A 22,688-nucleotide genomic window follows, 5' to 3' on the forward strand; every position below is an offset into this window, starting at 1 on the left:
CTGGAGCTGGTGATGCAAGCAGGCAATGTTCGTTATCGGACGCTGGACAATATTCCGGAAAGCGTGCCGATTTTTCCCCTTTCGGGAGCCCTGTTGCTTCCGGGTGGTCAGTTGCCGTTGAATATATTCGAACTGCGTTACCTGGCCATGGTGGACGCGGCTTTGAGTGGAAAGCGCGTCATCGGCATGATTCAGCCACGCTTCGACGAGGGCGATACGGACGCGGATGAACTGTGTGAAGTGGGATGCCTTGGCCGCATCACGTCGTTCGCCGAGACCGGTGACGGGCGCCTTCTCATCACATTGCAAGGCATTTGCCGCTTTCGGATTGTCAAGGAACTCTCCACCCGGACACCATTCCGTCAGTGCAAGATTGCGCCACTTCTGGCGGATCTGGACGAGGCAGACGACTCGGAAGTCGACCGGCCGGCGCTGCTGCGCGTCTTCCGGGATTATCTCGATGCCAACAACCTCGAAGCGGATTGGGACGGTATTTCCCGCGCGGGCAACGAAACGCTGGTCAATGCCCTCGCCATGATGTCGCCTTTCGGTGCCGCTGAAAAGCAGGCGCTGCTGGAGGCCGCCGATCTGAAAACGCGGGCCGAGACTTTGATCGCGATCACCGAAATCATGCTGGCGAAAGACCAGGATGGTTACGAGTCGAACCTGCAGTAATCCCCGAGGAAGCGAGCCATGATCGAACAAAAACGCGACCCCGCCATTGATCGCAAGCTGCTTGAACTTCTGGTTTGCCCGCTGACCAAGGGGCCGCTTGTCTACGATCAGGAGAGATCCGAGCTGATCTCGAAGTCGGCTCATCTCGCCTATCCGATCCGGGACGGGATACCGATCATGCTGCCATCGGAAGCGCGAACCATCGAAGATTAGTTTATTTTTACTGCAATCATTGCCGAACCTGCCAAAATACGAGTCAGTTGAACAACTGATAATCGAAGGCGGTGCGATGGCCAGGCGGAACGACAAACGCGATATCCTTGTTGCCACAGCTGCCGGCTTGTTCTGGCGACGGGGCTTCGCCGTGACAAGCCTTGCCCACATCGCTGCGGAATCGGGAATACCGCTTGGAAACATCTATTATTATTTCAAGACAAAGGCCGACTTGGCGCGCGGTGTTGCCGATATTTTCGTTGCTGAAACCGAGGATATGCTGACGGCCATTGTCGAAGCGGATCAGGATCCGCGCAAACGTCTGCTGCTGCTGATTGAAAAGCTGTCGCATTCCCTCAAAAGTCGTGTCGAGAATGGCTGCCCGATCGCCTTGGGAATACGGGATTTTCGCCATGAATCGCCGGAAGCCGCGGAACGGGCGGCCGAAGTTTTCAGCCTCCTGATTGGATTCATTGGAAGAGAGCTGGGGCGAACCGGCGTGCGCCCGTCTGCGGCACTTGGAACCGCCCGCAATGCCTTGGCCGAATGGCAGGGCGGTATCATGCTCGCGCATGGTCTCAAAGACGCGACAGTGCTTGCTGAAAGCTTCCGGCGCATGGAGCGGCTTCTGGTGCCAATGCGCGGTTAGTCTGCAGGCCACTCGCATCCTTGCTGCAAAGGCACTATATGAGGCCGGAAAGTGCTCCAGGAGTTTTAATGGCCAGAAGTAATCAAACCGCCGATTGGGGCAATCGCTTGTCGCCAGCCCTGAGCGAGATCGAATCACTCGCGATAGAGGCCTATGCGCATCTGCCCGACGATTTCCGCAGTTTGTGCGGCGATATCACCATTCAGGTGTCGGAATTCCCCGATGATCAGATTGTCGAGGACATGGGGCTGGAATCGCCGTTCGATTTGCTTGGATTGTTTGAAGGACGGGGTATCGGAGAACGGTTCTCGCTTCAAACCGGGGAAAGACCCAATATCATCACGATCTATCGCCGCGCCGTGCTGGATTACTGGGCGGAGTACGAGGAGGCCTTGGGGGATATCGTTACCCATGTCCTCATCCATGAAATCGGCCACCACTTTGGCCTCTCGGACGAGGATATGGAGCGCATTGAGGCAAGCGTGGAATAATCGACCGATGATACCCTGCCATCAGCCGGTTTGACCGGCCTATTCCTTTTGAGGACAGGCCGGCCTCGCGCGAAGATGCCATGGCGCGTACATCAGAGCAACGATATCACGCGCTCAAACGGCATCCTGTGTGGAATGCCGCTATTAGTCAGTAGTCGCCGAGCTTGATACCTGGCTCATAATCGACGCCATCGACATCCTTTACAACAGCCTGACCACACTGCATCACCCCGGTAACGGTGTTGAACGCATAGGTGGGGGAACCATAGATATGCCAGCCCTTGTTGATGGCTGCCGTCACCTTGTGGCAGAAGCTGGCATCATCCGGTCCGGTCAAAAAGCGATAAAGTTTCATGCTTTGTCTCCTGTCATTTGCGCTTTGGCCATCATCTTCTCCGCGTTGGCAAGATGCAGGCGTTCTATCATTCTTCCGTTCAGGGCAATTGCGCCCTTGTCAGCATTTTCCGGAAGGGAAAATGCCTCGACGATCGATCGTGCGGCGGCAAGGGCCGCCTCGTCAGGTGAAAAGGCGTGATTTGCAGCACCGATCTGTGCGGGATGAATGAGCGTTTTGCCGTCAAAACCCATCTTTGCACCCTGGTCGCATTCAAGCGTGAAACCCGCCGCATCGGCAAAGTCATTATAGACGCCATCGATCACATCAAGCTTTCCGGCTTTGGCACAAAGCACGATCTGCATCAGCCACGGGACGAGATAGGCGCGATTGCCCTCCGTGCTCACACCGGTTTCCTTGGCGATATCGTTTGTCCCGACGACAAAGCAATCCAGACGCCCGGTGGATCGCAGACCCAGCTCGGCGATCTCGTCCGCATTGAGGATACCACGCGGTGTCTCGATCATCGCCCACAGCCGAATGTTTTCGGACGCGTCGGTCTCCTCGAGTATTTCAGTCACGCCAGTCACGTCTTGCGGTGTTTCCACCTTGGGGAGAAGGATGGCGTCAGGCTTGCAGGCGCGCGCGGCGAGAAGATCCTCGGCGCCCCATTCGCTTGCAAGGGCATTGATGCGGATGATCCGTTCGGCCTTGCTTGCCGGATTGGCGCGAAAATAATCGCGCAATGCTTCGCGGGCATCGTCCTTGGCCTGCGGAGCGACGGCATCCTCCAGATCAAAAATGACCGCATCCGCATCAAGGCTCGCAATCTTGGCAAGAGCCTTGGCGTTCGAGGCGGGAACATAGAGAACCGAGCGGCGAGGGCGAAATGTTTTGCGCATGGCACTTTTTTGCATTGATCGACGGGCCAAGACAAGCGCAATCATGCGGCGTGGCCTGCCCCAATCTGCCACAGGGGGAAAGTCTTTGATTCGCCGTCAAGCTGGTGTAAAGCGAAGATACTCATGTTACCGAACACTACAGGCAGAGATCATGGACAAGTTTACCAAGCTCACCGGCGTTGCCGCACCGTTGCCGATCATCAATATCGACACGGATATGATCATTCCGAAGGACTACCTGAAGACGATCAAGCGCACCGGTCTTGGTACAGGGCTCTTTGCCGAAATGCGTTACAATGAAGACGGTTCGGAAAATCCGGATTTCGTCCTCAACAAGCCGGCCTATCGCAAGGCCCAGATTCTGGTGGCCGGCGACAATTTCGGCTGTGGCTCCAGCCGCGAGCATGCGCCGTGGGCATTGCTCGACTTCGGCATCCGCTGCGTCATCTCGACCAGCTTCGCCGATATTTTCTACAACAACTGTTTCAAGAACGGCATCCTGCCGATCCGCGTCAGCCATGAGGATCTGGACAAGCTGATGGACGATGCGCAGCGCGGCGCCAATGCAACGCTGACGATCGATCTGGAAGAGAAGACGATCAAGGGGCCGGATGGCGGCCAGATCAGTTTCGATCTTGATGAGTTCCGCCGCTACTGCATGCTGAACGGTCTTGATGACATTGGCCTGACCATGGAAAAGGCGGCCAAGATCGACAGCTTCGAGGCTGCCAACGCCCAAAGGCATCCTTGGGCCTGAGTTCAGGCGCGGCAATTGCTGCAACAAAAAAGGGCGCAGTAACTGCGCCCTTTTCTATTTTGACGGCATGCCGGGTTTCAGGCTGCGAGCTGCTTGGGCTGAATCAGCCCGCGCGCGACGAGAAGCTCGGCGATCTGGATGGTGTTGAGGGCCGCACCCTTGCGCAGATTGTCCGAAACAATCCAAAGCGATAGGCCATTCTCAACAGTGATGTCCTCGCGGATACGCGAAATATAGGTGGCGTCTTCGCCCGCTGCTTCATAGGGGGTTATGTAGCCGCCATCCTCATGCCGGTCGATAACCAGGCAGCCCGGTGCATCCGATAGGATCTCGCGGGCTTCTTCAGCGCTCATCGGGCTTTCGAATTCGATGTTCACGGCTTCTGAATGGCCAATGAAGACCGGCACGCGGACACACGTCGCCGTGAGCTTGATCTTGGGATCGAGCATCTTCTTGGTCTCGGCGACCATCTTCCACTCTTCCTTAGTGTAGCCGTCTTCCATGAAGACGTCGATGTGCGGGATCACGTTGAAGGCAATGCGCTTGGTGAACTTCTTGGCTTCCACCGGATCGGCAACGAACACCGCCCGTGACTGCTGGAACAGCTCATCCATGCCATCCTTCCCAGCGCCGGAAACCGACTGGTAGGTGGCGATCACAAGACGCTTGATCCTGGCCTTGTCATGCAGCGGCTTCAACGCCACCACAAGCTGTGCCGTGGAGCAGTTCGGGTTGGCAATGATGTTCTTCTTGGAGAAACCGACAATCGCATCCGGATTTACTTCCGGCACGATCAGCGGAACGTTGGAATCGTAGCGCCAGGCGGAGGAATTGTCGATGACGACACAGCCCTGCGCCCCGATCTTCGGCGACCACTCCTTGGATATATTGCCGCCAGCCGACATCAGGCAGATATCGGTATCGGAAAAATCATAGGTATCGAGGGCTTTGACCTTCAGCGTGCGGTCGCCAAAGGAGACTTCGGTGCCCTGGGACCGGCGTGAGGCGAGCGCCACGACTTCACTGACCGGAAAGCCGCGCTCTTCCAGTATTGTCAACATTTCGCGGCCCACATTGCCTGTGGCGCCTACAACCGCAACCTTGAAACTCATCTGTGTTATCTCCTGTCCCTCACCGCTCTTTGCGAAAAACCCGCTGGCCATTGCGGGTCTTTTCCCCCGGGCCGGACCCGGGAGGGGGCGAGCAGGCCAAGGGAAATCAGACCGTTTTGGTGGTCGTTTTGGCCGGCATTTTGGTGGAAAGAACAGACGCGCCTGCGCATCCGGCACGAATGCCGGAACCGCTCGTCAAAAAGTGTGCAGTTGATTCGCTGCTCACGGGGCGTCTCCTTAACCTGACATGCTTGTATCCGCTTTCCAAAAAGAGTCAATTGTCCATTCAAAAGAGAAGAATATGTCGCGTTACGCACAATTTTGAACTTTTGCCGTAAAATGCGGTCTTTGCTTTCGCGAATATTTGTTCAACACTTGAGCAGTGCATGGGGTGCATGACCTTTGGGGGGAGAGTTCCGGAGGACATTCACCGGCGTAAGGTCAGTCGAAGTCCCGCAGGACTTTGCCGTTGGTTCATACGCAGTGACAAATCCGAGGGACGTGAGCGGCTGCTGAGCCGATCGGGTCCCGGCGTAAATGCTGTTTTCTGGGAGGAATACAAATGGCGACCACTTCTGTGGCTGGTACTGCCAGCCGGGGTATGACGAGAGAGGAGAAGAAAGTTATCTTCGCTTCCTCACTCGGAACTGTTTTCGAATGGTATGATTTCTACTTGTACGGCTCATTGGCTGCCTTCATTGGCGCAGCGTTTTTCAGTGAATACCCTGAAGCGACGCGCAACATATTTGCGCTTCTGGCGTTTGCCGCGGGCTTTCTCGTTCGCCCCTTCGGCGCCCTGGTCTTCGGACGGATCGGCGATCTCGTCGGCCGCAAATATACCTTCCTGGTGACTATTCTGATCATGGGCCTGTCGACGTTTCTGGTCGGTATTCTTCCAGGATCAGGCAGCTGGGGCATCGCTGCACCGATCATCCTGATTGCGCTGCGCATGTTGCAGGGCTTGGCTCTCGGCGGCGAATATGGCGGTGCCGCAACCTATGTGGCTGAACACGCGCCGAACAATCGTCGCGGTTATTACACATCATGGATCCAGACGACCGCAACGCTCGGTCTGTTCCTGTCGCTGGTGGTTATCCTCATCGTCCAGAATTGGCTTGGCAAGGACGCATTCGCTGCCTGGGGCTGGCGCGTACCTTTCATTCTCTCATTTGTTCTTCTGGGTATATCGGTGTGGATTCGGCTCTCGTTGAGTGAATCACCGGCTTTCAAGAAGATGAAAGAAGAAGGCAAGGGCTCCAAGGCACCGCTGTCGGAGGCTTTCGGCCAGTGGAAAAATGCCCGGATTGCGCTGCTCGCCTTGTTCGGCCTCACCGCCGGTCAGGCTGTTGTCTGGTATTCCGGCCAGTTCTATGCCCTGTTCTTCCTGCAGAACGTGCTGAAAGTGGATGGGCAGTCCGTCAATATCATGATTGCAATCGCGCTCTTGCTTGGCACGGGCTTTTTTGTGTTCTTTGGCTGGCTCTCCGACAAGATCGGCCGCAAGCCGATCATCATGGCAGGCCTTGCCCTGGCAATCCTGACCTACTTCCCGCTGTTCAAAGCACTCACGCATGCTGCAAATCCGGCGCTGGCCCAGGCGGAGGCAACGGTCCGCGCCACAGTAACCGCCGCACCGGGCGACTGTACCTTCCAGTTCAACCCGGTTGGTACAGCCAAGTTCAACAATTCATGTGACATTGCGACAGCGTTCCTGTCCCGCAGTTCGGTGCCCTATGAAGTGGTTGCTGGCCCCGCCGGTCAGCCAGCCACTGTCAAAATCGGCGATACGGTCATTCCATCCTATGATGCCGTGGCCGCTGGTCCCGATGCTGCTGCCAAAAGCGCCGTGCTTACCCATGACCTGAACCTGGCGTTGCAGAAGGCCGGTTTCCCGCTTGTGCGGGCGCCTGCCAAGGTTGCCGATGTCAAACTTGACGGCTTCATCAAGGCCAATCCGGAATTGAACATTGATGCTGCCGCGGTTCGTGCCGGCGAAAAGGCGGTCACCCCGGTCGCTGATCTCGTCAAAGCAAAGCTGATCACCACGGAGCAGGCAGCCGGTGCTACGGAGATGGCGGTTTATACCATTCCCAATGGCGGTCTCTTCACCATGGTTGCTGACCCCAAGGCTGTTAACTGGCCGATGACCATCGCCATCCTGTTCGTTCTGGTGCTCTATGTGACGATGGTCTATGGCCCGATTGCCGCGATTCTGGTCGAGATGTTCCCGACCCGCATCCGGTATACCGGCATGTCATTGCCTTATCACATTGGCAATGGCTGGTTCGGCGGCCTGCTTCCGGCAACGGTCTTTGCGATGAGCGCCGCCAAGGGCGATATCTATTATGGCCTTTGGTACCCGATCGTCATTGCAGCCATGACGTTGGTGATCGGCCTGATCTTCGTTCGTGAAACCAAAAACGAGGATCTGCACGACATCAAGTAGTCGACGGCTCAATAAAAAGCCCGGCGCGAGGAATCGCGCCGGGCTTTTCTTTCTCCGGATGAGTGTGATCAGGCAGCGAGCGCCTTGAATTTGGCAAGGATCGCATCACCCATCTGGGTGGTCCCAACTTTGGTGCTGCCTTCCGACATGATGTCGGCGGTGCGGATGCCGTCGCCAAGCACACCGGCAATCGCCGCTTCCAGCCGGTCCGCTTCTTCCACCATGTTGAATGAGTAGCGCAGGCACATGGCAAAGGAGGCGATCATGGCAATCGGATTGGCGGCGCCGGTTCCGGCGATATCGGGAGCCGACCCATGCACGGGTTCGTAGAGCGCCTTGCGGCTGCCGGTCTTGCCATCTGGCGCGCCGAGTGAGGCTGAGGGCAGCATGCCGAGAGAACCGGTCAGCATGGCGGCAATATCGGAAAGCATGTCACCGAAGAGATTGTCCGTGACAATCACGTCGAACTGCTTGGGCCAGCGCACGAGCTGCATGCCGCCGGCATCGGCCAGCATGTGCTCGAGCTGAACATCGGAATAACGGGCTTTATGGGTCGCTGTAACGACCTCGTTCCACAACACGCCCGATTTCATGACGTTGCGCTTTTCCATCGATGTAACCTTGTTCCGGCGCGTGCGGGCCAATTCAAAGGCGACGCCCGAAATACGCTCGATCTCGTAGGTATCGTAGACCTGGGTATCGATGCCACGCTTCTGGCCGTTGCCGAGGTCAATGATTTCCTTCGGTTCACCGAAATAGACACCGCCGGTCAATTCCCGCACGATCAGGATATCGAGACCTTCAACCACATCTTTTTTGAGGGACGAGGAATCGGCCAGCGCCGGATAGCAGATGGCAGGGCGCAGATTTGCAAACAGTTCCATGTCCTTGCGCAGGCGCAGAAGGCCGGCCTCCGGGCGAACATCATAGGGAACGCTGTCCCACTTCGGTCCGCCGACGGCACCGAAGAGAACCGCGTCCGCGGCCATGGCCTTGGCCATGTCGGCATCCGAGATCGCTTTGCCATGGGCATCGTAAGCAGAACCGCCGACAAGGCCTTCCTCAAGTTCAAAGCCACTTTTCAGTTCAGCATTCATATAGGCGATGATCTTGCGAACTTCGGCCATTGCCTCAGGTCCGATGCCGTCGCCAGGAAGAAGAAGGAGCTTTTTCGATGCCATTTCGGGGAAACCTCTAGGAGTGTTTGAAAGGGATGGCGGTTCCTTAGCGCAAGTTCAGCAAAGAAGGAAAGCTTTCTGCGAAATTTTCCGATAGCTGATACGCCCTGCAATGAATTGTGAAGCAGCGGTCAGCCCCCGCAACCCTCCGGTAATGTCGGTGCAATCTTCGCAGCCTAGTTGCCGCTCATGAATATTTTTGATGGGAATCTTCCACATGTCGACACGCAATGCTCGTAATTGCAAGCGGGCAATCGGAGCCGGTTTCGTACTGGCTGCAGCGGTTCTGACCGGGTGTGCGTCCGATATCATGAAGAATTATATCGGACAGCCGCTGGAATCCGTGGTTATCGACTACGGGCCACCGACCGAAGTCCTCGATCTGGGGCCAGGCGAGCGCGCGTACCAGTGGCGCAAGATATCGACCAATGCCGTATCCGGCACATCCACTGGTGAAGTTCGCGATACAAGGCATGGCAGGCGATATATCGAAACGGAAACGCCAAGCTATGTCGAGCAGAAGGAGTGCTTCTATACGTTCTATGCGCGGTCGTCGGGCGGCCGCTGGTACATCACCAACTTCCGTAAGCCAAAACTGGAGTGTGAGTAAGCATCCTCGCCGGCGGCCGTGCCGAGTGAGCGACACTGCTTTTACTTGCGAGGCATGGTAGAGATTTGACCGCCACAATCGGCATTGCTGCCGACTTTCTACGAACGGAGAATTCAAATGCGCATCTTGCTGCTTGAGGACGAGCCGGAAATGGCTTCGGTCCTGAAGGCCGCGCTGGAGCGTCGCGATGTGGTCGTCGATCATGTATCGACATTGGCCGACGCCGAGGCCATGGCAAAATTTGGCCCTTATGATGCTGTCGTGCTGGACCGGCGATTGCCTGATGGCGAAGGCCTCAGTCTGATCCCAAGACTGCGGGCGCTGCATGTCGATGCCCCGGTCATCGTGCTGACCGCCATGAGCAGCTTGAACGATCGTGTTGCCGGGCTCGATGCTGGGGCCGACGATTACATGGTGAAGCCCTTCGCAACGGAAGAGCTGATGGCCCGGTTGCGGGCGTTGCATCGGCGTCCGTTCACGCTACGCGCGGAACAAACGGTTGTCGGGCGCCTTACCTATGATTTTCGCCACCGGGAGGCGCTGATAGAAGATCAGCCGCTGGAGCTGCCGCGGCGCGAACGATTGGTGCTTGAGACGCTGATCCGCCGCCCCGGCCGGACAGTCCTGCGCGCGACACTTGAGGAATCCGTCTATGCCATGGACGATGAAATTGGGTCTAACGCGCTTGATGCACATGTATCGCGGCTGAGACGCAAGCTGGAGGATGTGTCGGCAGGTGTCGAGATACGGGCTATACGCAATCTCGGCTATCTGTTACGGGCAATTGTATGAAGAAAATCCGCCCGCGCTCATTGCAATGGGTTCTGGTACGCAGGCTCATTTTGCTGCAGGCGGCGACATTGCTCATCTTTATCGGCCTGTTCACATTGGTGTTGTGGGTGGCCAATCCGCGGCTGCTCATCGACAATGAGGCGGCGGTTGCTATTCTGAAGAGCGCAATCGACAGGGATGCCGATGGCAAACTGATCGTCCATGAGACGGAAGAGCTGAAGACCTTTCTGCAGGAATTTCCCAAACTTTGGTACATAGCACGCGACGCGAATGGTCAGGCTGTCCAACGCGGTGACGTTCCCGTCGGTTATGGCAATGATACCAGTGATCTCCTGAAAGCCGTGGATCATGCGACGCTCGGTTTTCGAGAGGGTGATCTTCGGCCCGAAGCGGTGGTTTCGAAGATTGATACCAAGGCGGGACCGATACAGGTCATTACCTCAACCCGTGCATCGCGGGATGAGAACGAGGGGCTGGAAGTCAATATCGACATGCAGGTCGATATGGCGCGCAATCCGGATGGAACCACAGCCTGGATCAGGGTTATTCCTGTTCTCATCATCGTCATCATCGCACTGCTTCTGCCCATCATCATTGTCATGGGCGTAACGACGCTGGTGACAACGCCGGCGGTGGTGCGCCGCTCGCTGGCCGGTCTGGTTGCCATCGCCAGCCAGGCCGGACGTATCGACATCAACAACCGCGCCATGCAACTGCCGATCGAACAGGTTCCGTCGGAAATCACGCCGCTGGTCCAAGCCTTCAACCACGCGCTCGCACGCCTTGGCCAGGGTTATGATCAGCACAATCGCTTCCTGACGGACGCAGCGCATGAGTTGCGGACTCCTATTGCGATTCTGCGTACACGCGCCGAGCTGCTGACAGAGGATCCGCAGAGCGCCCGTTTGCTGCAGGACATTGAGCGTCTCTCTCATCTGGCGCAGCAATTGCTCGACCGGCAATTGCTCGACCAGCCGGTGGGGCCGGGTGAAGTTGTCGATCTGGTCGAATTGACGGGGCAGATCGTGGCTGACTTCGCGCCATTGGCGATTGCCGCCGGTTACGATCTTTCATTCGAACCGGCACCCAAAAGCGTCCGCGCACAGGTCAATGCCCTGCAAATCGAACAAGCCGTGGCCAACCTTATCCGCAATGCCATCGAACATAGCGACGGGACGGGAACAATCACCGTACTCGTGGACCAAGCGGGTGGCATTGAGGTTCGCGATGAAGGACCGGGTATTCCCGAGGAAGAGCATGAACACGTGTTCGAACCGTTTTATCGCTTGCGGCCGCGTTCCAGCGGCGCCGGTCTTGGTCTTAACCTGACGCGGCAGATTGCGCGGCTGCACGGCGGTCGCGTTGACATACTGACCGGGCCATGGCGCGGAGCCCGAATCCGCCTGCAATTGCCCCTCTACAAGTCGGCCTGAGACAATAGCCGGATGGCTACTTCACCTCTTCAATGCTTTCAATCAGATTGTCCCGCATGACGATCAGTTCCGATCGCAGCGACTTTGCTTCGTCCATGGTACAGCCGAAAGCCTTGCCCATGGCGACCGGTACTGCCTCAGCGCGTGCGCGCATTGCGCGCCCGTCTGCGGTCAAGCCAATCAAGACCTGCCTTTCGTCCACCGTGTCACGGCGGCGTGTGATCAGACCAGCCGTTTCCAGGCGCTTAAGCAACGGCGTGAGCGTGCCCGAGTCCAGGCTGAGCTTCTCGCCGATTGCCTTGACGGTCTGGTTTTCCTCTTCCCAGAGGACAACCATGACAAGATATTGCGGATAAGTCAGGCCCAGCGCGGCGAGACGGGGCTGATAGGCCCGCGTCACCGCATTGGCCGTGGAATAGATGGCAAAACACAGGAAGTTCTCCAAGCTAAGGAGGGATTCCTGATCGTTTGCGGTTGTCTTCTCCATCGTCATCACTCCATTTTTATTCCTGCATACGATACACAAAGCAATTAAATTGCGCATCATTTAATTTTTCGTAATCATATGCGATTTCATATTGCGTACAATTTAATTGTGTGCAATTTAATATGCATCGAACAACCCAACTCAACCAAAGGAGCCTATGATGAGCATTCTTTACACAACCAAAGCGACAGCAACAGGCGGACGTGACGGCACTGCATCGAGTGAAGATGGCCGCCTGAAGGTGACGCTATCGACGCCGAAGGAACTGGGCGGCAACGGCGCCGAAGGCACCAATCCGGAGCAGCTCTTTGCTGCGGGCTATTCCGCCTGCTTTATCGGCGCAATGAAGTTTGTTGCCGCGCAGAAGAAGATCAAGCTAGCCGATGACACATCGGTCACGGCAACCGTGGGTATCGGCCCGCGCGACGATGGCAAGGGTTTTGGCCTTGATGTGGCTCTGGCCGTATCGCTGCCGGGAATCGAGGCCGCCACCGCCCGTGAGATCGTTGATGGTGCCCACATCGTTTGTCCCTATTCCGAAGCCACCCGCAGCAATCTGAAGGTCCGTATCTCGATCAATTAAGACGCTGCAGGTGTTGGCAGAGGAATGAAGACCATGGGCAAGACCGGACTGACATCGCGCCGTTCCTTCCTGACAGCGACGGCGGCACTCGTCGCGGCTGTCAGCCTCAAGGTCGGCGACGCAGACGCAGCAGACAAGATCAGCAAAACCAAATCCAAGGAAGCCGCGAAAGGGCACAAGACCATGAGCACGTTTATCACCGAGGATGGAACCGAGATTTATTTCAAGGACTGGGGCAAGGGACAGCCTGTCGTATTCAGTCATGGCTGGCCGCTCAATGCCGATGCATGGGAAGACCAGATGGTCTTCCTCGCCTCCAATGGCTACCGCGCCATTGCCCATGACCGTCGCGGTCATGGTCGGTCCAGTCAGCCCTGGAATGGCAACGACATGGACACCTATGCGGACGATCTGGCTGAACTCTTCGAGAAGCTTGATCTGAAGGACGCCATCATGGTCGGTCATTCCACGGGCGGTGGTGAAGTCGCCCGCTATATCGGCCGCCACGGCACCAAGCGTGTTGCCAAGGCCGTACTGGTTGGGGCCGTTCCGCCGTTGATGCTGAAGACCGCCGCCAATCCCGGGGGCCTGCCGATGGAAGTGTTCGATGGCATTCGCGCCGGTGTGACTGCGGACCGCTCGCAGTTCTTCAAGGATCTGACAGCGCCGTTTTACGGAGCCAATCGTCCCGGCGCCAAGGTCTCGCAGGGTGTACGCGATGCCTTCTGGGCTCAGGGTATGCAGGGTGGTTTGAAGAACGAACTCGATTGCATCAAGGCATTTTCGGAGACTGATTTCACCGAAGATCTGAAGAAGTTCGACGTTCCGACCCTGTTCGTCCACGGCGACGATGATCAGATTGTGCCGATCGATGACTCGGCCAAAATCGCCACGACACTGGTCAAGGGTTCGAAGCTTACGATTTATCCGGGCGCTCCGCACGGTCTGGCAACGACCCACAAGGATCAGCTCAACAAGGACCTGTTGGCTTTCGTCAAGGCATGATCCGCTGATGTGAAAAACCCGCCGTGCTTTTCAGCGCGGCGGGTTTTTACTTGGATCAGGCAAGACCGCGCTTCTCGATCATCGCATCGGGTGTTGGCATCTTGCCGCGGAAAGCCTTGTAGAGCTCTTCCGGGTCGCGGCTGCCGCCAGCCGAATAGATATATTGCTTGAGCTTCTTGGCGAGGTCGGTATTGAACACGTCGCCGGTTTCCTCGAATGCCTTGAACGCATCGGCATCCAGCACTTCCGACCACATGTAGGAATAATATCCGGCGGAATAGCCGTCGCCGGAGAAGACGTGCGTAAAGTGCGGCGTGCGATGACGCATGATGATCGCGTCGGGCATGGACAAACTTTTCAGCGTGTCAGCCTCGAACTGGATCGGGTCGGTGGGTGGTGTGCCGTCCGCATGGAAAGCCATGTCGACCAGCGCTGACGAGGTGAATTCTACCGTGTTGAACCCGGCATTGAAGGTGTTTGCAGCCAGTACCTTGTCGAGGAGCGCCTTGGGCATCGCCTCGCCAGTGCGGTAGTGGATCGCATATTTTTCCAGAACAGCGGGCACAGTCAGCCAATGTTCGTAGAGCTGCGAAGGCAGTTCAACAAAGTCGCGCGAAACCGATGTGCCCGACACGGCCGGCCATGTCACGTCGGACAATAGGCCGTGCAAAGCATGGCCGAACTCGTGGAAGAGAGTGCGTGCCCCGTCCAATGAAAGGAGTGCGGGCTCACCCTTCGGCGGTTTGGCGAAATTCATCACGTTGTAGATGATCGGCGTCTGGCCGCCGTCGAGCTTGTGCTGCGATTGCAATGCGCTCATCCAGGCACCGGAACGTTTGGATTGACGGTTGAAATAATCGCCCAGAAAAACACCGCGGCGGCTACCATCCGGATTCTGGACCTCCCACACCCGCACATCGGGATGCCAGGTCGCAATGCCGGTCTTCTCTTCAAAGCGGATGCCAAAGAGCCGCGTTGCCACGTCGAAACAAGCCTCGATGATCTTTTCCAGCTGCAGGTATGGTTTCAGTTCCGCCTCGTCGAACGCAAAGCGCTCATTGCGCAGCTTCTCCGCGTAGAACCGCCAATCCCATGGAGCAACCTTGTGGTTGCGCCCCTCGGCGGCGATCAGGCGTTCCAGATCAATCTCTTCTTCGGCAGCGCGGTTGCGCGCCTTGTCCCACACCGGTTCGAGCAGGTCCATGACGGCCTTCGGTGTCTTGGCCATGGTGTCGTCCAGCTTGTAGGCGGCAAAACTGTGATAACCGAGCAGCTTGGCCTTTTCTGCACGCAGCGCCACCATCTCGGCAACGATTGCGCGGTTGTCGCTTGCTCCGCCGTTCTCGCCGCGCGCGGCCCAGGCGCGAAACGCCTTTTCCCGCAGGCTGCGGTCTTCAGAGAAGGACAGGAAAGGTTCAATGATCGAACGCGAAAGGGTGACAGCCCAGGCGTCCGGCCGATCGCGTTCCTCGGCAGCACCGCGCATGGCAGCACGCACGAAGTCCGGCAGGCCTTTCATCTGCGCTTCATCGGTGATGAAAAGCGCCCAGTCGGCTTCATCCTTCAGGACATTCTGACCAAACTGTGCGCCAAATCCCGCAAGTTTCTCATTGATGTCTGCAAGACGTGCTTTGCCTTGCTCATCCAGCCGCGCGCCGCTGCGTACGAAGCCTTTCCATGTCTTCTCAAGAACCCGATCCGTTTCTGCGTCAAGGCCGAGGAAATCGCGTTGTTCATAGAGCGAGTCGATGCGGGCAAACAGCTGCGGGTTCATCATGATGGACGAATAGTGGCGGGACATCTTGGGCGCGATGACGCGCTCCAACGCCTGAATGGTGTCGTTGGTATTGGCCCCGGCCCGCATCCAGAAAATGGAAGAGGCGCGGTTGAGACCTTCGCCGGATAGCTGCAAGGCCTTCAGCGTATTGTCGATGGTCGGTGCCTCGTGATGGTTGATGATCGCGTCAACATCGGCAAGATCGGCCGCAAGTGCCGCCTCGAAGGCCGGGGCAAAATCGTCGTCGGTGAAGGCAGTGAAGTCGGGAAGTCCGAGCGGTCCGGTCCAGTCCGTCAGTGCGGGATTGATGGCTGGTTTCTGTGAGGACATGGGAAGGCTCCGTCATGGCTGATGAACTCTGGCTTTAACATCTAAGCGCGCAACCGAGTGATCACAAGTCGGCAGACCCAGAAAGCGCGGCACGAATGTATATCCAATGGTCAGCCAACAAAAAACGGGGCTTGCGCCCCGTTCTCAGTCGATATCTGCAGGATCAGCTGTTGCGCTTGCGGGCAGCCAGCGTGCGCAGGCGCAGGGCGTTGAGGCGGATAAAGCCCGCCGCGTCCTTCTGATCATAGGCGCCGCGATCATCCTCGAAAGTCACGAGCGCATCGGAATAAAGTGACTTCTTCGACTTGCGGCCGGATATCATGACATTGCCCTTGTACAGCTTCAGGCGCACGACGCCCTCCACATCTTCCTGGCTCTTGTCAATCATGGCCTGCAGCATTTCGCGTTCCGGCGAATACCAGAAGCCATTATAGATCAGCTCCGCATAGCGTGGCATGAACTCATCCTTGAGGTGCGCCGCACCGCGATCCAATGTGATCGACTCCATGGCGCGATGGGCAGCGAGAAGGATCGTGCCGCCGGGGGTTTCGTAAACGCCGCGCGATTTCATGCCAACGAAACGGTTCTCGACCAGATCAAGGCGACCGATACCGTTGTCGCGGCCGAGATCGTTGAGCGTTTTCAGCAATGTTGCCGGCGAAAGCGGTTTGCCATCGATAGCGACGGCGTCGCCCTTCTCGAAGGCAATTTCGATTTCCGTGACCTTGTCGGGCGCTTCCATCGGCGAAATCGTGCGCTGATGCACGTATTCCGGCGCTTCCTGCCACGGATCTTCCAGAACCTTGCCTTCGGATGAGGAGTGCAGCAGGTTTGCGTCGACGGAGAAGGGGGCTTCGCCGAGCTTGTCCTTGGCGATCGGAATCTGGTGTTCGCGGGCAAATTCCAGAAGATCGGTGCGTGACTTGAATGTCCAGTCGCGCCACGGGGCGATAACCTTGATGTCGGGGTTCAACGCATAGGCGGAAAGCTCGAAACGAACCTGGTCATTGCCCTTGCCGGTCGCCCCATGGGCGATGGCGTCGGCTCCGGTGCGGGCGGCAATCTCAACGAGATGCTTCGAAATCAGCGGCCGTGCAATGGACGTGCCGAGCAAATAGACGCCTTCATAGACGGCATTGGCACGGAACATCGGGAACACGAAGTCGCGGACGAATTCTTCACGCACATCTTCGATATAGATTTCCTTGATGCCGAGCATTTCGGCTTTCTTGCGCGCTGGTTCCAGCTCTTCGCCCTGGCCGAGATCGGCAGTGAAGGTAACGACTTCCGCACCCAGTTCCGTTTGCAACCATTTGAGGATAATCGATGTATCGAGACCGCCGGAATAGGCCAGCACGACTTTCTTGACGTCTTTCCACTTGTTCATTCTGTTTCCCTGACCGCTGTGCAGTCTCGCTGTCGTTGGTGAAGATGGAGGTTCTTTTATCAGGTGAGGGGATGTTGGCAAGATCGGCTTTGGCTGCAGCGGACCTGCACGGGGAAATCAGCTGCGGATAGCCAAGTAACCGTGCTCGCCATATCGCTCACGGGCCTCCTGCAACGTGCCGGTTTTCAGCGCGGAAATGAAATCCTGCATGTGAATGCGCCGCCAGCCGGCTGTAACCTCCTCCACGGCAAAACCTCGTTGTGCCAATGCATCCGCAATGTGCTTGTCGGTCGAAAGAACGACTTTCACGCCGGGATCAATCTCTGCAGGCGCAAACACGGTCGTTTGCCTGAATTGTGCATCAAAATTGGCGTGAAGCCGGATTTTCGCAGCGTCCAGCACGGGGCCGACGAAGAGGACTTGGTTCTCCGGGAGATGCAATGTGTTGATCCTGGCCGCGAGCGGCTTGCCGATATCAGGCACGAGAAGGGCCTTTGCAACTGGGGTAACGGCTAATGTGCTGGCCATGGCAAGCACGGCGGCGGAGGCTGCCAGACCATGCATTTTCAGGCGGGCGTTAACGACCCACAGCGTCGTCATGACGCCTGTGATCCCGGCTGCCAATCCTGCCACATATAGCGGCGGTAGCAATTGTATCCCCACCAAGAACACGCCGGCGATAGGGATGGCTGCAAACAGGATGATGATGCGCAAGACCTGCCGAACCAATTTTTCGAAGCGGGGATCTGTCACTTCCTGGAACCCGCAGGCGAGAAGCACGCAAAGCAGCGGTATAACGGGAATGACGTAACGGTGAGAGGGAAGGCTATTGAGGGAAAAAATAATCGAGACGGCAATGATCCAGCCGAGGAAAAAGGGGGCTATGCCGTTGAGTGAATCCCTCTCCAGTCTCAGTCCCGCTTTCCGTGCGCCATAGGAAAGCAACCCCAGCCAGACAAATGTCGGACCGATGAGGCCGGCGAAGCTGTGGATCAATCCCATGGCGATGATATCCGGATTGACATTGATCTTGTCTGAAATCTGGTCGGCAACGAAATCGGCCGAAAGCATGCTTGGTGTGTGCAGAGACTGATAGATGAACCAGATGCCGACGATGCCGAGGCACGCGGCGATTGTCAGGGGCTGCCACAGGCGATGGCTGCGTTGCCGCAGCGCCGGCACGGCCATGCAATAGATGAGGATGTAGCCGAGCATTGCCACGGGAAGGAGGCCCTTGGCCAGAATAGCCAATCCCGTACCCGCATAGGCAAGAATGCCATAGACGTGGTGATGGTCATCACGGAAGAGAAGGCCGACAAAGCCGAGCATGCCGATGAGCATGAACATGGTCAAAGGCATGTCAGGAATGGCGTTGACACAGGCGCGCAGGAAGACGGCATTCGTTGCCAGAAGCGAAGCTGCAAGCAATGCCGTCCGGTCATTGCGCGTGATAGTGCGGGCCAGGCAGAACGTGATCAGCAGCGTGGCCGCCCCGGCGATCAGCCACAGGAAGCGCGATCCGAGCACGGAGATCCCGAAGACTTTCATGCCAGCTGCGCTCATCCAGTATGTGAGCGGCGGCTTTTTCAGCCGGACATCACCCTCGGCCGTATGCGGTGTCAGGTAATCGCCGGTGTGCAGCATGATGACAGCACCATTGGAGTAATGGCGTTCGTCGGGAAAGTGCGTGATGAGGTTGCTGGCAAGCGGGAGAAGGCTGACGATCAGGGCCAAGGCCAACATGAGCACAAAGCGCCGGCTTGCAGCCGAATCCACCGCATCGTCCGAAATGCTCAGGCTTGGATTCTTCTGAAGCATCGTCTGATTGTCGCGCTTGTTGTTGTCCCCTCAGTTTTAATAACCCGAACGAACAGTAGCGCCAATAAAAATTTATGTCTTCAACAGGGACGTACTATGCAGTTTCAGCGGTTACTTGATTCTCTGTTTGGGTGTGCCACGCAAATGCGCCGTCCATGACTCGCAAATCGTGGTCAGCACGCAGAAGACAATCACGGTTGAAAGAGACCCGAGGACAACGTCGGAGAGATAGTGCCGGCCAAAAGCAACGCGAAGGAAATCGGTGGTTATGATGATAGCAGCGATGGGCCACACGAGCTTTTTCCTTGTCTGATGGGGCCACAAGGGCAAAAGGCAGACAAGCCATGCTATCCCGGCAGCTTCCCCGGAAATAAAGGAGCAATTGTGCTGGCAGACGTGCGACCATTCAGCCGCCGCCACGAAGGGCTGCTCCCCGCCGAAAAGCCATGTGTTGGCGGGCCGTGGACGTCCGATGAACTCCTTCATGAATGCGTTGACCAACAGACCGGGGCCAATGGCCAGCGTAAGAAGCGATACGATTGATATGCGAATGCGCTCGTGATTCCAGCGGAGACCGGAGGCAACATCGCGCAGCGCGATGGTGACGACCACCGAAGCGGCCACGATGGGCAGGGCATAGAAGACACGCCGCAGCGTCTTGAAAAGCGGAACCGATGCAGCAGGAAAATCCCCGCAAATTTTTGCGGTCGCAGTGGCGATGCAGTCAGAACTCAGGAAGAAAAACGACGAAACGGCCTTGTCGATCTCAGGTGCGCGGTTAAACAGGATGGCCAGGGCCGCCCACACGAGGATAAGGCTGATCGCAAGAGCCGGCTGGCTCCAGACGCCGAAGCCATAGAGCGCTTTACCGCATGAAGCAGATGTTGTTCGGTAATAGACCATGCGGCTCTCAAAGGCTGAAAAACTTGCCTGTTCTGGCTTGCGATGATTGCAGTGTCATTACAGAGCATATTTTTCCAGTGACTGCAGAAAAGTATTTAATTAAGGCCGCGCAATGTCAGTATTTTGATGTCCTAAATGCAAATAGCGGCCGTTGGGCCGCCATGAGTATGGAAAATCCGTGCCTCAGATAGGGCGTGAATGCCGCCTTAGCGGGTAGCTACTATGAAAAGCCGCGGGAAAGGCAGCAAAACCGTGCCGTCAGACAGCGCCGGATAAGCTTCCGCAACCGCGTCCGTATAACGTTTGAGATAGGACGCCCGTTCGGTTTCATTGAGCGGGTCCAGATATGGCCGCAGGCCCGTTCCTTTGAACCATTCGACCACGGCTGCAGCTCCTCCGGCAAGCGGGTGGTGGTAAGTGGTTTGCCAGATATCAACCCTGGACGCGATCGGCCGCAGGATTCGGTAATACCACTCTGCGCTCTGCCGCGGTGACCTTTGCCCCGCCGATTCTGCCAATTTGGCAGCCCATGGGCCGTCAGCGGCTATTTCCCGCATCAGACGGTGTGTGGGTTCATCAAGATTATTCGGAATCTGGATCGCGAGGCTGCCGTCTACGGCCAGTTTGCTGACAAGGGCCGGCAACAGGGCGGCGTGGTCCGGAAGCCATTGCAGCACCGCATTGGCAAGAATGACATCATAGGGTCCCTCTGCATCCCATCGTGCGATATCGGCAACGTCGAAGCGGATTTCAGGAAGCCGTTTGCGGGCTGCTTTGACCATATCCTCGGAGCTGTCCATTCCGGTTGCGACTGCCCTGGGAAAACGGGCAATGAGGACTTCTGTGGAATTGCCGGGGCCGCAACCAATATCAATCACGGATCTGGCGTATACGCCGGGTACCGCTGCCAGGAGATCGCGGACTGGACGTGTCCGCTCATCTTCAAATTTCACATATTGTTCGGCTGACCAGCTCACAACGGGTTTCCTTTTTGTTGCCCGCCGGATAGGCGGGGACGATAGGGGCAAGTCATGGCGCATCGCTTGGCCCCAAAGCGGTGCATTGGCAGAATAGGCTTTCTGCCTTATGATTTCCAATGCATGCTTTTTACAATTTCAATACTTTTAAGGTATGGTAATGATTGATCTGCGGCGTCTTCGCGCTTTTGTTGTCTTGGCAGAGGAAGGCCATGTGACGCGGGCTGCCGAGCGGTTGGGCATCCAGCAGCCGCCCTTGACGCGGCTCCTGCAGGGGCTGGAGGCGGAACTGGGTGTACTCCTGATGCACCGCATGCCGCGCGGCGTTCGTCCCACCGAGGCCGGAAAAGTGCTGCTCGATGAAGCCAAGATCATTCTGGAGCGTGCCAATGGCGTTGCCGATATGGTTCACCGGGCGGCACGCGGCGAACAGGGCCGTCTGGCCATCGGCTTCACAAGCTCTGCTGCCCTGCATCCTTTCGTGCCGAAAGCGTTGCGGGCTTTTCATGAGAGCCTGCCGAAACTTTCCGTCGTGCTGGAAGAAGCCGGTACCGCAGAACTGGTGGATGCGCTCATGCATGAACGGCTCGACGCAGCCTTCATTCGCTCTCCGGTCGGACGGACGCCGGGCCTGCGGATCGATGCCGTGCTGGAGGAACCGATGCTCGTCGCGCTGCCGGTGGGGCATAAGCTGGCGCGGGATACTGCCTCGCGGTTGCTGCTGACAGAATTGGCCACAGAACCCTTCATTCTCTATCGCCGCACCGCGGGGCCAGGCCTTTATGACACCATTCTGACCGCATGCCGGGAGGCTGGGTTCAGTCCGGTTGTGGCGCAGGAGGCACCGCGCTTGACCGCAACGCTGAGCCTGGTAGCCGCAGGCTTCGGTATTTCCCTCGTGCCCGCATCGATGCGGCGCCTTGGCGGCGACGATATCGCCTACCGGGCGGTTGCAGGCAGTTCCAAACTGATAGCTCCGTTACTCCTCGCTATGCGGCAGACGCATCCGGCGCCGGCGCTCGCGCAATTTCGCGGTCTCGTGCAGCGCATGACAGCGGAAATGCGCGCAGCGAATCTGGCTGATGCCGCGGCGGATCGGGGAAATCGCTAGACCGCTGAGAATCGGGTGGCCAAAAGGACGGTTCCGCGTTAGCTTCCCCCAGTTTTTCGACGGAGCCTCCCATGACCTTCATTCCCGAATGGCCGATTATCCTGCAGTTCGCGATTGCTACCTTTGTTCTTTCGATCACCCCGGGTCCCGATATGACGCTTTTCGTGGGGCGGGCTCTTTCCGAGGGAAAGGCGGCCGGGTTTGCCTGTCTGTCAGGCGCCAATTGCGGGATTGTAGTGCATACAACAATGGTCGCACTCGGCCTTTCCGCGTTGATTATCGCATCGCCATCCGCATTCCTTGCGCTCAAAGTCGTGGGTGCGGGTTATCTCGTGTGGCTCGCCTTTCAGGCTATCCGCAAGGGATCAGCCTTTTCTCCGGAAAAGAAGAGCGGCCAGTCGCACACATTGTTCCAGAACTGGCTGACCGGGATAGGCATCAACTTGCTCAATCCTAAGATCATCCTGTTCTTCATGACTTTTCTGCCGCAGTTCGTGTCGGCAAGCGATCCGCATGCGCCGGGCAAGCTTTTCTTCCTCGGCCTGCTGTTCATCCCGCTGTCTTTGCCGGTGGTAACGCCGATGATTCTTGCGGCTGACCGGTTTGCGGGTCTTCTCAAGAAGAACCCGACGGTTACGCGGGTGACCGATTGGCTGTTTGCCGGGGTATTTTCGGCCTTTGCGACAAAAATCCTGATGGCTCAGGCGAAGTAGGCGCC

23 protein-coding genes are annotated in these 22,688 nt (G+C 57.2%); 13 read left to right on the forward strand and 10 right to left on the reverse strand.

Translation table 11 applies throughout. The features are described 5' to 3' along the window. Positions 1 to 12: 12 nt before the first annotated feature. The 4 genes from ACP7B1_RS01070 to ACP7B1_RS01085 all read left to right on the forward strand — a co-directional run bounded on the left by ACP7B1_RS01070 (position 13) and on the right by ACP7B1_RS01085 (position 2,028). Positions 13 to 675, forward strand: a complete 663-nt coding sequence (locus tag ACP7B1_RS01070) for an LON peptidase substrate-binding domain-containing protein (RefSeq protein ID WP_223613936.1) — start codon at positions 13 to 15, stop codon at positions 673 to 675. An 18-nt stretch (positions 676 to 693) separates the two neighbouring features. After that, entirely contained in the window at positions 694 to 888 is a 195-nt protein-coding gene (locus tag ACP7B1_RS01075; protein WP_264481810.1) for a Trm112 family protein, read from the forward strand. Between the two features lie 76 nt (positions 889 to 964). Beyond that, positions 965 to 1,537, forward strand: coding sequence for a TetR/AcrR family transcriptional regulator (locus tag ACP7B1_RS01080; protein WP_346306700.1), 573 nt, complete (start codon positions 965 to 967; stop codon positions 1,535 to 1,537). A 68-nt stretch (positions 1,538 to 1,605) separates the two neighbouring features. After that, complete coding sequence (locus tag ACP7B1_RS01085) at positions 1,606 to 2,028, forward strand: metallopeptidase family protein (RefSeq protein WP_223614138.1); 423 nt, start codon at positions 1,606 to 1,608, stop codon at positions 2,026 to 2,028. A 148-nt stretch (positions 2,029 to 2,176) separates the two neighbouring features. On the opposite strand, the gene ACP7B1_RS01090 is transcribed toward ACP7B1_RS01085, so the two are convergent. After that, on the reverse strand, positions 2,177 to 2,383 hold the full coding sequence (locus ACP7B1_RS01090) for a DUF1737 domain-containing protein (protein ID WP_105734156.1): 207 nt from the start codon (positions 2,381 to 2,383) through the stop codon (positions 2,177 to 2,179). Continuing rightward, on the reverse strand, positions 2,380 to 3,264 hold the full coding sequence (locus tag ACP7B1_RS01095; RefSeq protein WP_346306699.1) for a CoA ester lyase: 885 nt from the start codon (positions 3,262 to 3,264) through the stop codon (positions 2,380 to 2,382). The genes ACP7B1_RS01090 and ACP7B1_RS01095 overlap by 4 nt, the downstream gene beginning before the upstream one ends. Positions 3,265 to 3,415: 151 nt before the next feature. Between ACP7B1_RS01095 and leuD the strand changes: the two genes are divergently transcribed. Continuing rightward, a complete protein-coding gene (gene leuD, locus ACP7B1_RS01100) occupies positions 3,416 to 4,021 on the forward strand; it encodes a 3-isopropylmalate dehydratase small subunit (protein WP_105734158.1) in 606 nt (201 codons plus the stop codon). 77 nt (positions 4,022 to 4,098) lie between these two features. On the opposite strand, the gene ACP7B1_RS01105 is transcribed toward leuD, so the two are convergent. Continuing rightward, positions 4,099 to 5,133, reverse strand: coding sequence for an aspartate-semialdehyde dehydrogenase (locus tag ACP7B1_RS01105; RefSeq protein ID WP_223613932.1), 1,035 nt, complete (start codon positions 5,131 to 5,133; stop codon positions 4,099 to 4,101). Positions 5,134 to 5,695: 562 nt separating this feature from the next. On the opposite strand from ACP7B1_RS01105, the gene ACP7B1_RS01110 reads away from it, so the two are divergent. Beyond that, positions 5,696 to 7,579, forward strand: a complete 1,884-nt coding sequence (locus ACP7B1_RS01110; protein WP_346306698.1) for an MFS transporter — start codon at positions 5,696 to 5,698, stop codon at positions 7,577 to 7,579. A gap of 68 nt (positions 7,580 to 7,647) precedes the next feature. Here the strand turns inward: ACP7B1_RS01110 and leuB are convergent, their stop codons facing one another. Further along, positions 7,648 to 8,760: a 3-isopropylmalate dehydrogenase gene (gene leuB, locus ACP7B1_RS01115; RefSeq protein WP_223613930.1), complete on the reverse strand. Its 1,113-nt coding sequence runs from the start codon at positions 8,758 to 8,760 to the stop codon at positions 7,648 to 7,650. A 214-nt stretch (positions 8,761 to 8,974) separates the two neighbouring features. On the opposite strand from leuB, the gene ACP7B1_RS01120 reads away from it, so the two are divergent. The 3 genes from ACP7B1_RS01120 (at position 8,975) to ACP7B1_RS01130 (ending at position 11,592) form a co-directional block, all read left to right on the forward strand. Further along, the gene (locus ACP7B1_RS01120) at positions 8,975 to 9,367 is read left to right on the forward strand and encodes a hypothetical protein (protein ID WP_346306697.1); all 393 of its coding nucleotides are present in this window, start codon (positions 8,975 to 8,977) and stop codon (positions 9,365 to 9,367) included. 117 nt (positions 9,368 to 9,484) lie between these two features. Further along, complete coding sequence (locus ACP7B1_RS01125) at positions 9,485 to 10,159, forward strand: response regulator transcription factor (RefSeq protein ID WP_346306696.1); 675 nt, start codon at positions 9,485 to 9,487, stop codon at positions 10,157 to 10,159. Beyond that, a complete protein-coding gene (locus ACP7B1_RS01130; RefSeq protein ID WP_346306695.1) occupies positions 10,156 to 11,592 on the forward strand; it encodes a sensor histidine kinase in 1,437 nt (478 codons plus the stop codon). Before ACP7B1_RS01125 ends, ACP7B1_RS01130 begins: the two co-directional genes overlap by 4 nt. A gap of 16 nt (positions 11,593 to 11,608) precedes the next feature. Here the strand turns inward: ACP7B1_RS01130 and ACP7B1_RS01135 are convergent, their stop codons facing one another. Beyond that, entirely contained in the window at positions 11,609 to 12,079 is a 471-nt protein-coding gene (locus ACP7B1_RS01135; RefSeq protein WP_346306694.1) for a MarR family transcriptional regulator, read from the reverse strand. Between the two features lie 160 nt (positions 12,080 to 12,239). Between ACP7B1_RS01135 and ACP7B1_RS01140 the strand changes: the two genes are divergently transcribed. Beyond that, a complete protein-coding gene (locus tag ACP7B1_RS01140) occupies positions 12,240 to 12,662 on the forward strand; it encodes an organic hydroperoxide resistance protein (protein WP_346306693.1) in 423 nt (140 codons plus the stop codon). 24 nt (positions 12,663 to 12,686) lie between these two features. Then, entirely contained in the window at positions 12,687 to 13,667 is a 981-nt protein-coding gene (locus tag ACP7B1_RS01145) for an alpha/beta fold hydrolase (protein WP_426136285.1), read from the forward strand. A gap of 55 nt (positions 13,668 to 13,722) precedes the next feature. Here the strand turns inward: ACP7B1_RS01145 and ACP7B1_RS01150 are convergent, their stop codons facing one another. From ACP7B1_RS01150 to tam, 5 genes are all read right to left on the reverse strand, one after another. Further along, the gene (locus ACP7B1_RS01150; protein WP_346306692.1) at positions 13,723 to 15,774 is read right to left on the reverse strand and encodes a M3 family metallopeptidase; all 2,052 of its coding nucleotides are present in this window, start codon (positions 15,772 to 15,774) and stop codon (positions 13,723 to 13,725) included. 163 nt (positions 15,775 to 15,937) lie between these two features. Continuing rightward, a complete protein-coding gene (locus ACP7B1_RS01155; RefSeq protein ID WP_288191916.1) occupies positions 15,938 to 17,161 on the reverse strand; it encodes an argininosuccinate synthase in 1,224 nt (407 codons plus the stop codon). 117 nt (positions 17,162 to 17,278) lie between these two features. Next, positions 17,279 to 18,979 carry an ArnT family glycosyltransferase gene (locus ACP7B1_RS01160; RefSeq protein WP_346306691.1) on the reverse strand — a complete coding sequence of 567 codons (1,701 nt, stop codon included), beginning with the start codon at positions 18,977 to 18,979 and terminating at the stop codon, positions 17,279 to 17,281. 111 nt (positions 18,980 to 19,090) lie between these two features. Next, positions 19,091 to 19,882, reverse strand: a complete 792-nt coding sequence (locus ACP7B1_RS01165; protein ID WP_346306690.1) for a phosphatase PAP2 family protein — start codon at positions 19,880 to 19,882, stop codon at positions 19,091 to 19,093. A gap of 206 nt (positions 19,883 to 20,088) precedes the next feature. After that, on the reverse strand, positions 20,089 to 20,922 hold the full coding sequence (gene tam / locus ACP7B1_RS01170; RefSeq protein WP_346306689.1) for a trans-aconitate 2-methyltransferase: 834 nt from the start codon (positions 20,920 to 20,922) through the stop codon (positions 20,089 to 20,091). Between the two features lie 97 nt (positions 20,923 to 21,019). Between tam and ACP7B1_RS01175 the strand changes: the two genes are divergently transcribed. Together ACP7B1_RS01175 and ACP7B1_RS01180 are read left to right on the forward strand one after the other, a co-directional pair. Then, on the forward strand, positions 21,020 to 21,970 hold the full coding sequence (locus ACP7B1_RS01175; protein WP_426136289.1) for a LysR family transcriptional regulator: 951 nt from the start codon (positions 21,020 to 21,022) through the stop codon (positions 21,968 to 21,970). 71 nt (positions 21,971 to 22,041) lie between these two features. Further along, positions 22,042 to 22,683: a LysE family translocator gene (locus ACP7B1_RS01180; RefSeq protein ID WP_346306687.1), complete on the forward strand. Its 642-nt coding sequence runs from the start codon at positions 22,042 to 22,044 to the stop codon at positions 22,681 to 22,683. Positions 22,684 to 22,688 lie beyond the last annotated feature (5 nt).

Origin of the sequence: Phyllobacterium sp. SL163, assembly GCF_049896885.1 — a bacterium.
GTDB classification, from domain to species: domain Bacteria; phylum Pseudomonadota; class Alphaproteobacteria; order Rhizobiales; family Rhizobiaceae; genus Phyllobacterium; species Phyllobacterium calauticae.

Excerpts from the sequence above, each read along its gene's own strand:
- ACP7B1_RS01165 (WP_346306690.1), bottom strand. The coding sequence starts at position 19,882 with ATGGTCTATTACCGAACAACATCTGCTTCATGCGGTAAAGCGCTCTAT.
- ACP7B1_RS01080 (WP_346306700.1), top strand. The coding sequence starts at position 965 with ATGGCCAGGCGGAACGACAAACGCGATATCCTTGTTGCCACAGCTGCC.
- ACP7B1_RS01105 (WP_223613932.1), bottom strand. The coding sequence starts at position 5,133 with ATGAGTTTCAAGGTTGCGGTTGTAGGCGCCACAGGCAATGTGGGCCGC.
- ACP7B1_RS01155 (WP_288191916.1), bottom strand. The coding sequence starts at position 17,161 with ATGAACAAGTGGAAAGACGTCAAGAAAGTCGTGCTGGCCTATTCCGGC.
- ACP7B1_RS01120 (WP_346306697.1), top strand. The coding sequence starts at position 8,975 with ATGTCGACACGCAATGCTCGTAATTGCAAGCGGGCAATCGGAGCCGGT.
- ACP7B1_RS01110 (WP_346306698.1), top strand. The coding sequence starts at position 5,696 with ATGGCGACCACTTCTGTGGCTGGTACTGCCAGCCGGGGTATGACGAGA.
- ACP7B1_RS01070 (WP_223613936.1), top strand. The coding sequence starts at position 13 with ATGCAAGCAGGCAATGTTCGTTATCGGACGCTGGACAATATTCCGGAA.
- ACP7B1_RS01140 (WP_346306693.1), top strand. The coding sequence starts at position 12,240 with ATGAGCATTCTTTACACAACCAAAGCGACAGCAACAGGCGGACGTGAC.
- ACP7B1_RS01145 (WP_426136285.1), top strand. The coding sequence starts at position 12,687 with ATGAAGACCATGGGCAAGACCGGACTGACATCGCGCCGTTCCTTCCTG.
- ACP7B1_RS01175 (WP_426136289.1), top strand. The coding sequence starts at position 21,020 with ATGATTGATCTGCGGCGTCTTCGCGCTTTTGTTGTCTTGGCAGAGGAA.
- ACP7B1_RS01130 (WP_346306695.1), top strand. The coding sequence starts at position 10,156 with ATGAAGAAAATCCGCCCGCGCTCATTGCAATGGGTTCTGGTACGCAGG.
- ACP7B1_RS01085 (WP_223614138.1), top strand. The coding sequence starts at position 1,606 with ATGGCCAGAAGTAATCAAACCGCCGATTGGGGCAATCGCTTGTCGCCA.
- ACP7B1_RS01160 (WP_346306691.1), bottom strand. The coding sequence starts at position 18,979 with ATGCTTCAGAAGAATCCAAGCCTGAGCATTTCGGACGATGCGGTGGAT.
- ACP7B1_RS01180 (WP_346306687.1), top strand. The coding sequence starts at position 22,042 with ATGACCTTCATTCCCGAATGGCCGATTATCCTGCAGTTCGCGATTGCT.
- leuD (WP_105734158.1), top strand. The coding sequence starts at position 3,416 with ATGGACAAGTTTACCAAGCTCACCGGCGTTGCCGCACCGTTGCCGATC.
- ACP7B1_RS01150 (WP_346306692.1), bottom strand. The coding sequence starts at position 15,774 with ATGTCCTCACAGAAACCAGCCATCAATCCCGCACTGACGGACTGGACC.
- tam (WP_346306689.1), bottom strand. The coding sequence starts at position 20,922 with ATGCGCCATGACTTGCCCCTATCGTCCCCGCCTATCCGGCGGGCAACA.
- leuB (WP_223613930.1), bottom strand. The coding sequence starts at position 8,760 with ATGGCATCGAAAAAGCTCCTTCTTCTTCCTGGCGACGGCATCGGACCT.
- ACP7B1_RS01125 (WP_346306696.1), top strand. The coding sequence starts at position 9,485 with ATGCGCATCTTGCTGCTTGAGGACGAGCCGGAAATGGCTTCGGTCCTG.
- ACP7B1_RS01135 (WP_346306694.1), bottom strand. The coding sequence starts at position 12,079 with ATGGAGAAGACAACCGCAAACGATCAGGAATCCCTCCTTAGCTTGGAG.
- ACP7B1_RS01075 (WP_264481810.1), top strand. The coding sequence starts at position 694 with ATGATCGAACAAAAACGCGACCCCGCCATTGATCGCAAGCTGCTTGAA.
- ACP7B1_RS01090 (WP_105734156.1), bottom strand. The coding sequence starts at position 2,383 with ATGAAACTTTATCGCTTTTTGACCGGACCGGATGATGCCAGCTTCTGC.
- ACP7B1_RS01095 (WP_346306699.1), bottom strand. The coding sequence starts at position 3,264 with ATGCGCAAAACATTTCGCCCTCGCCGCTCGGTTCTCTATGTTCCCGCC.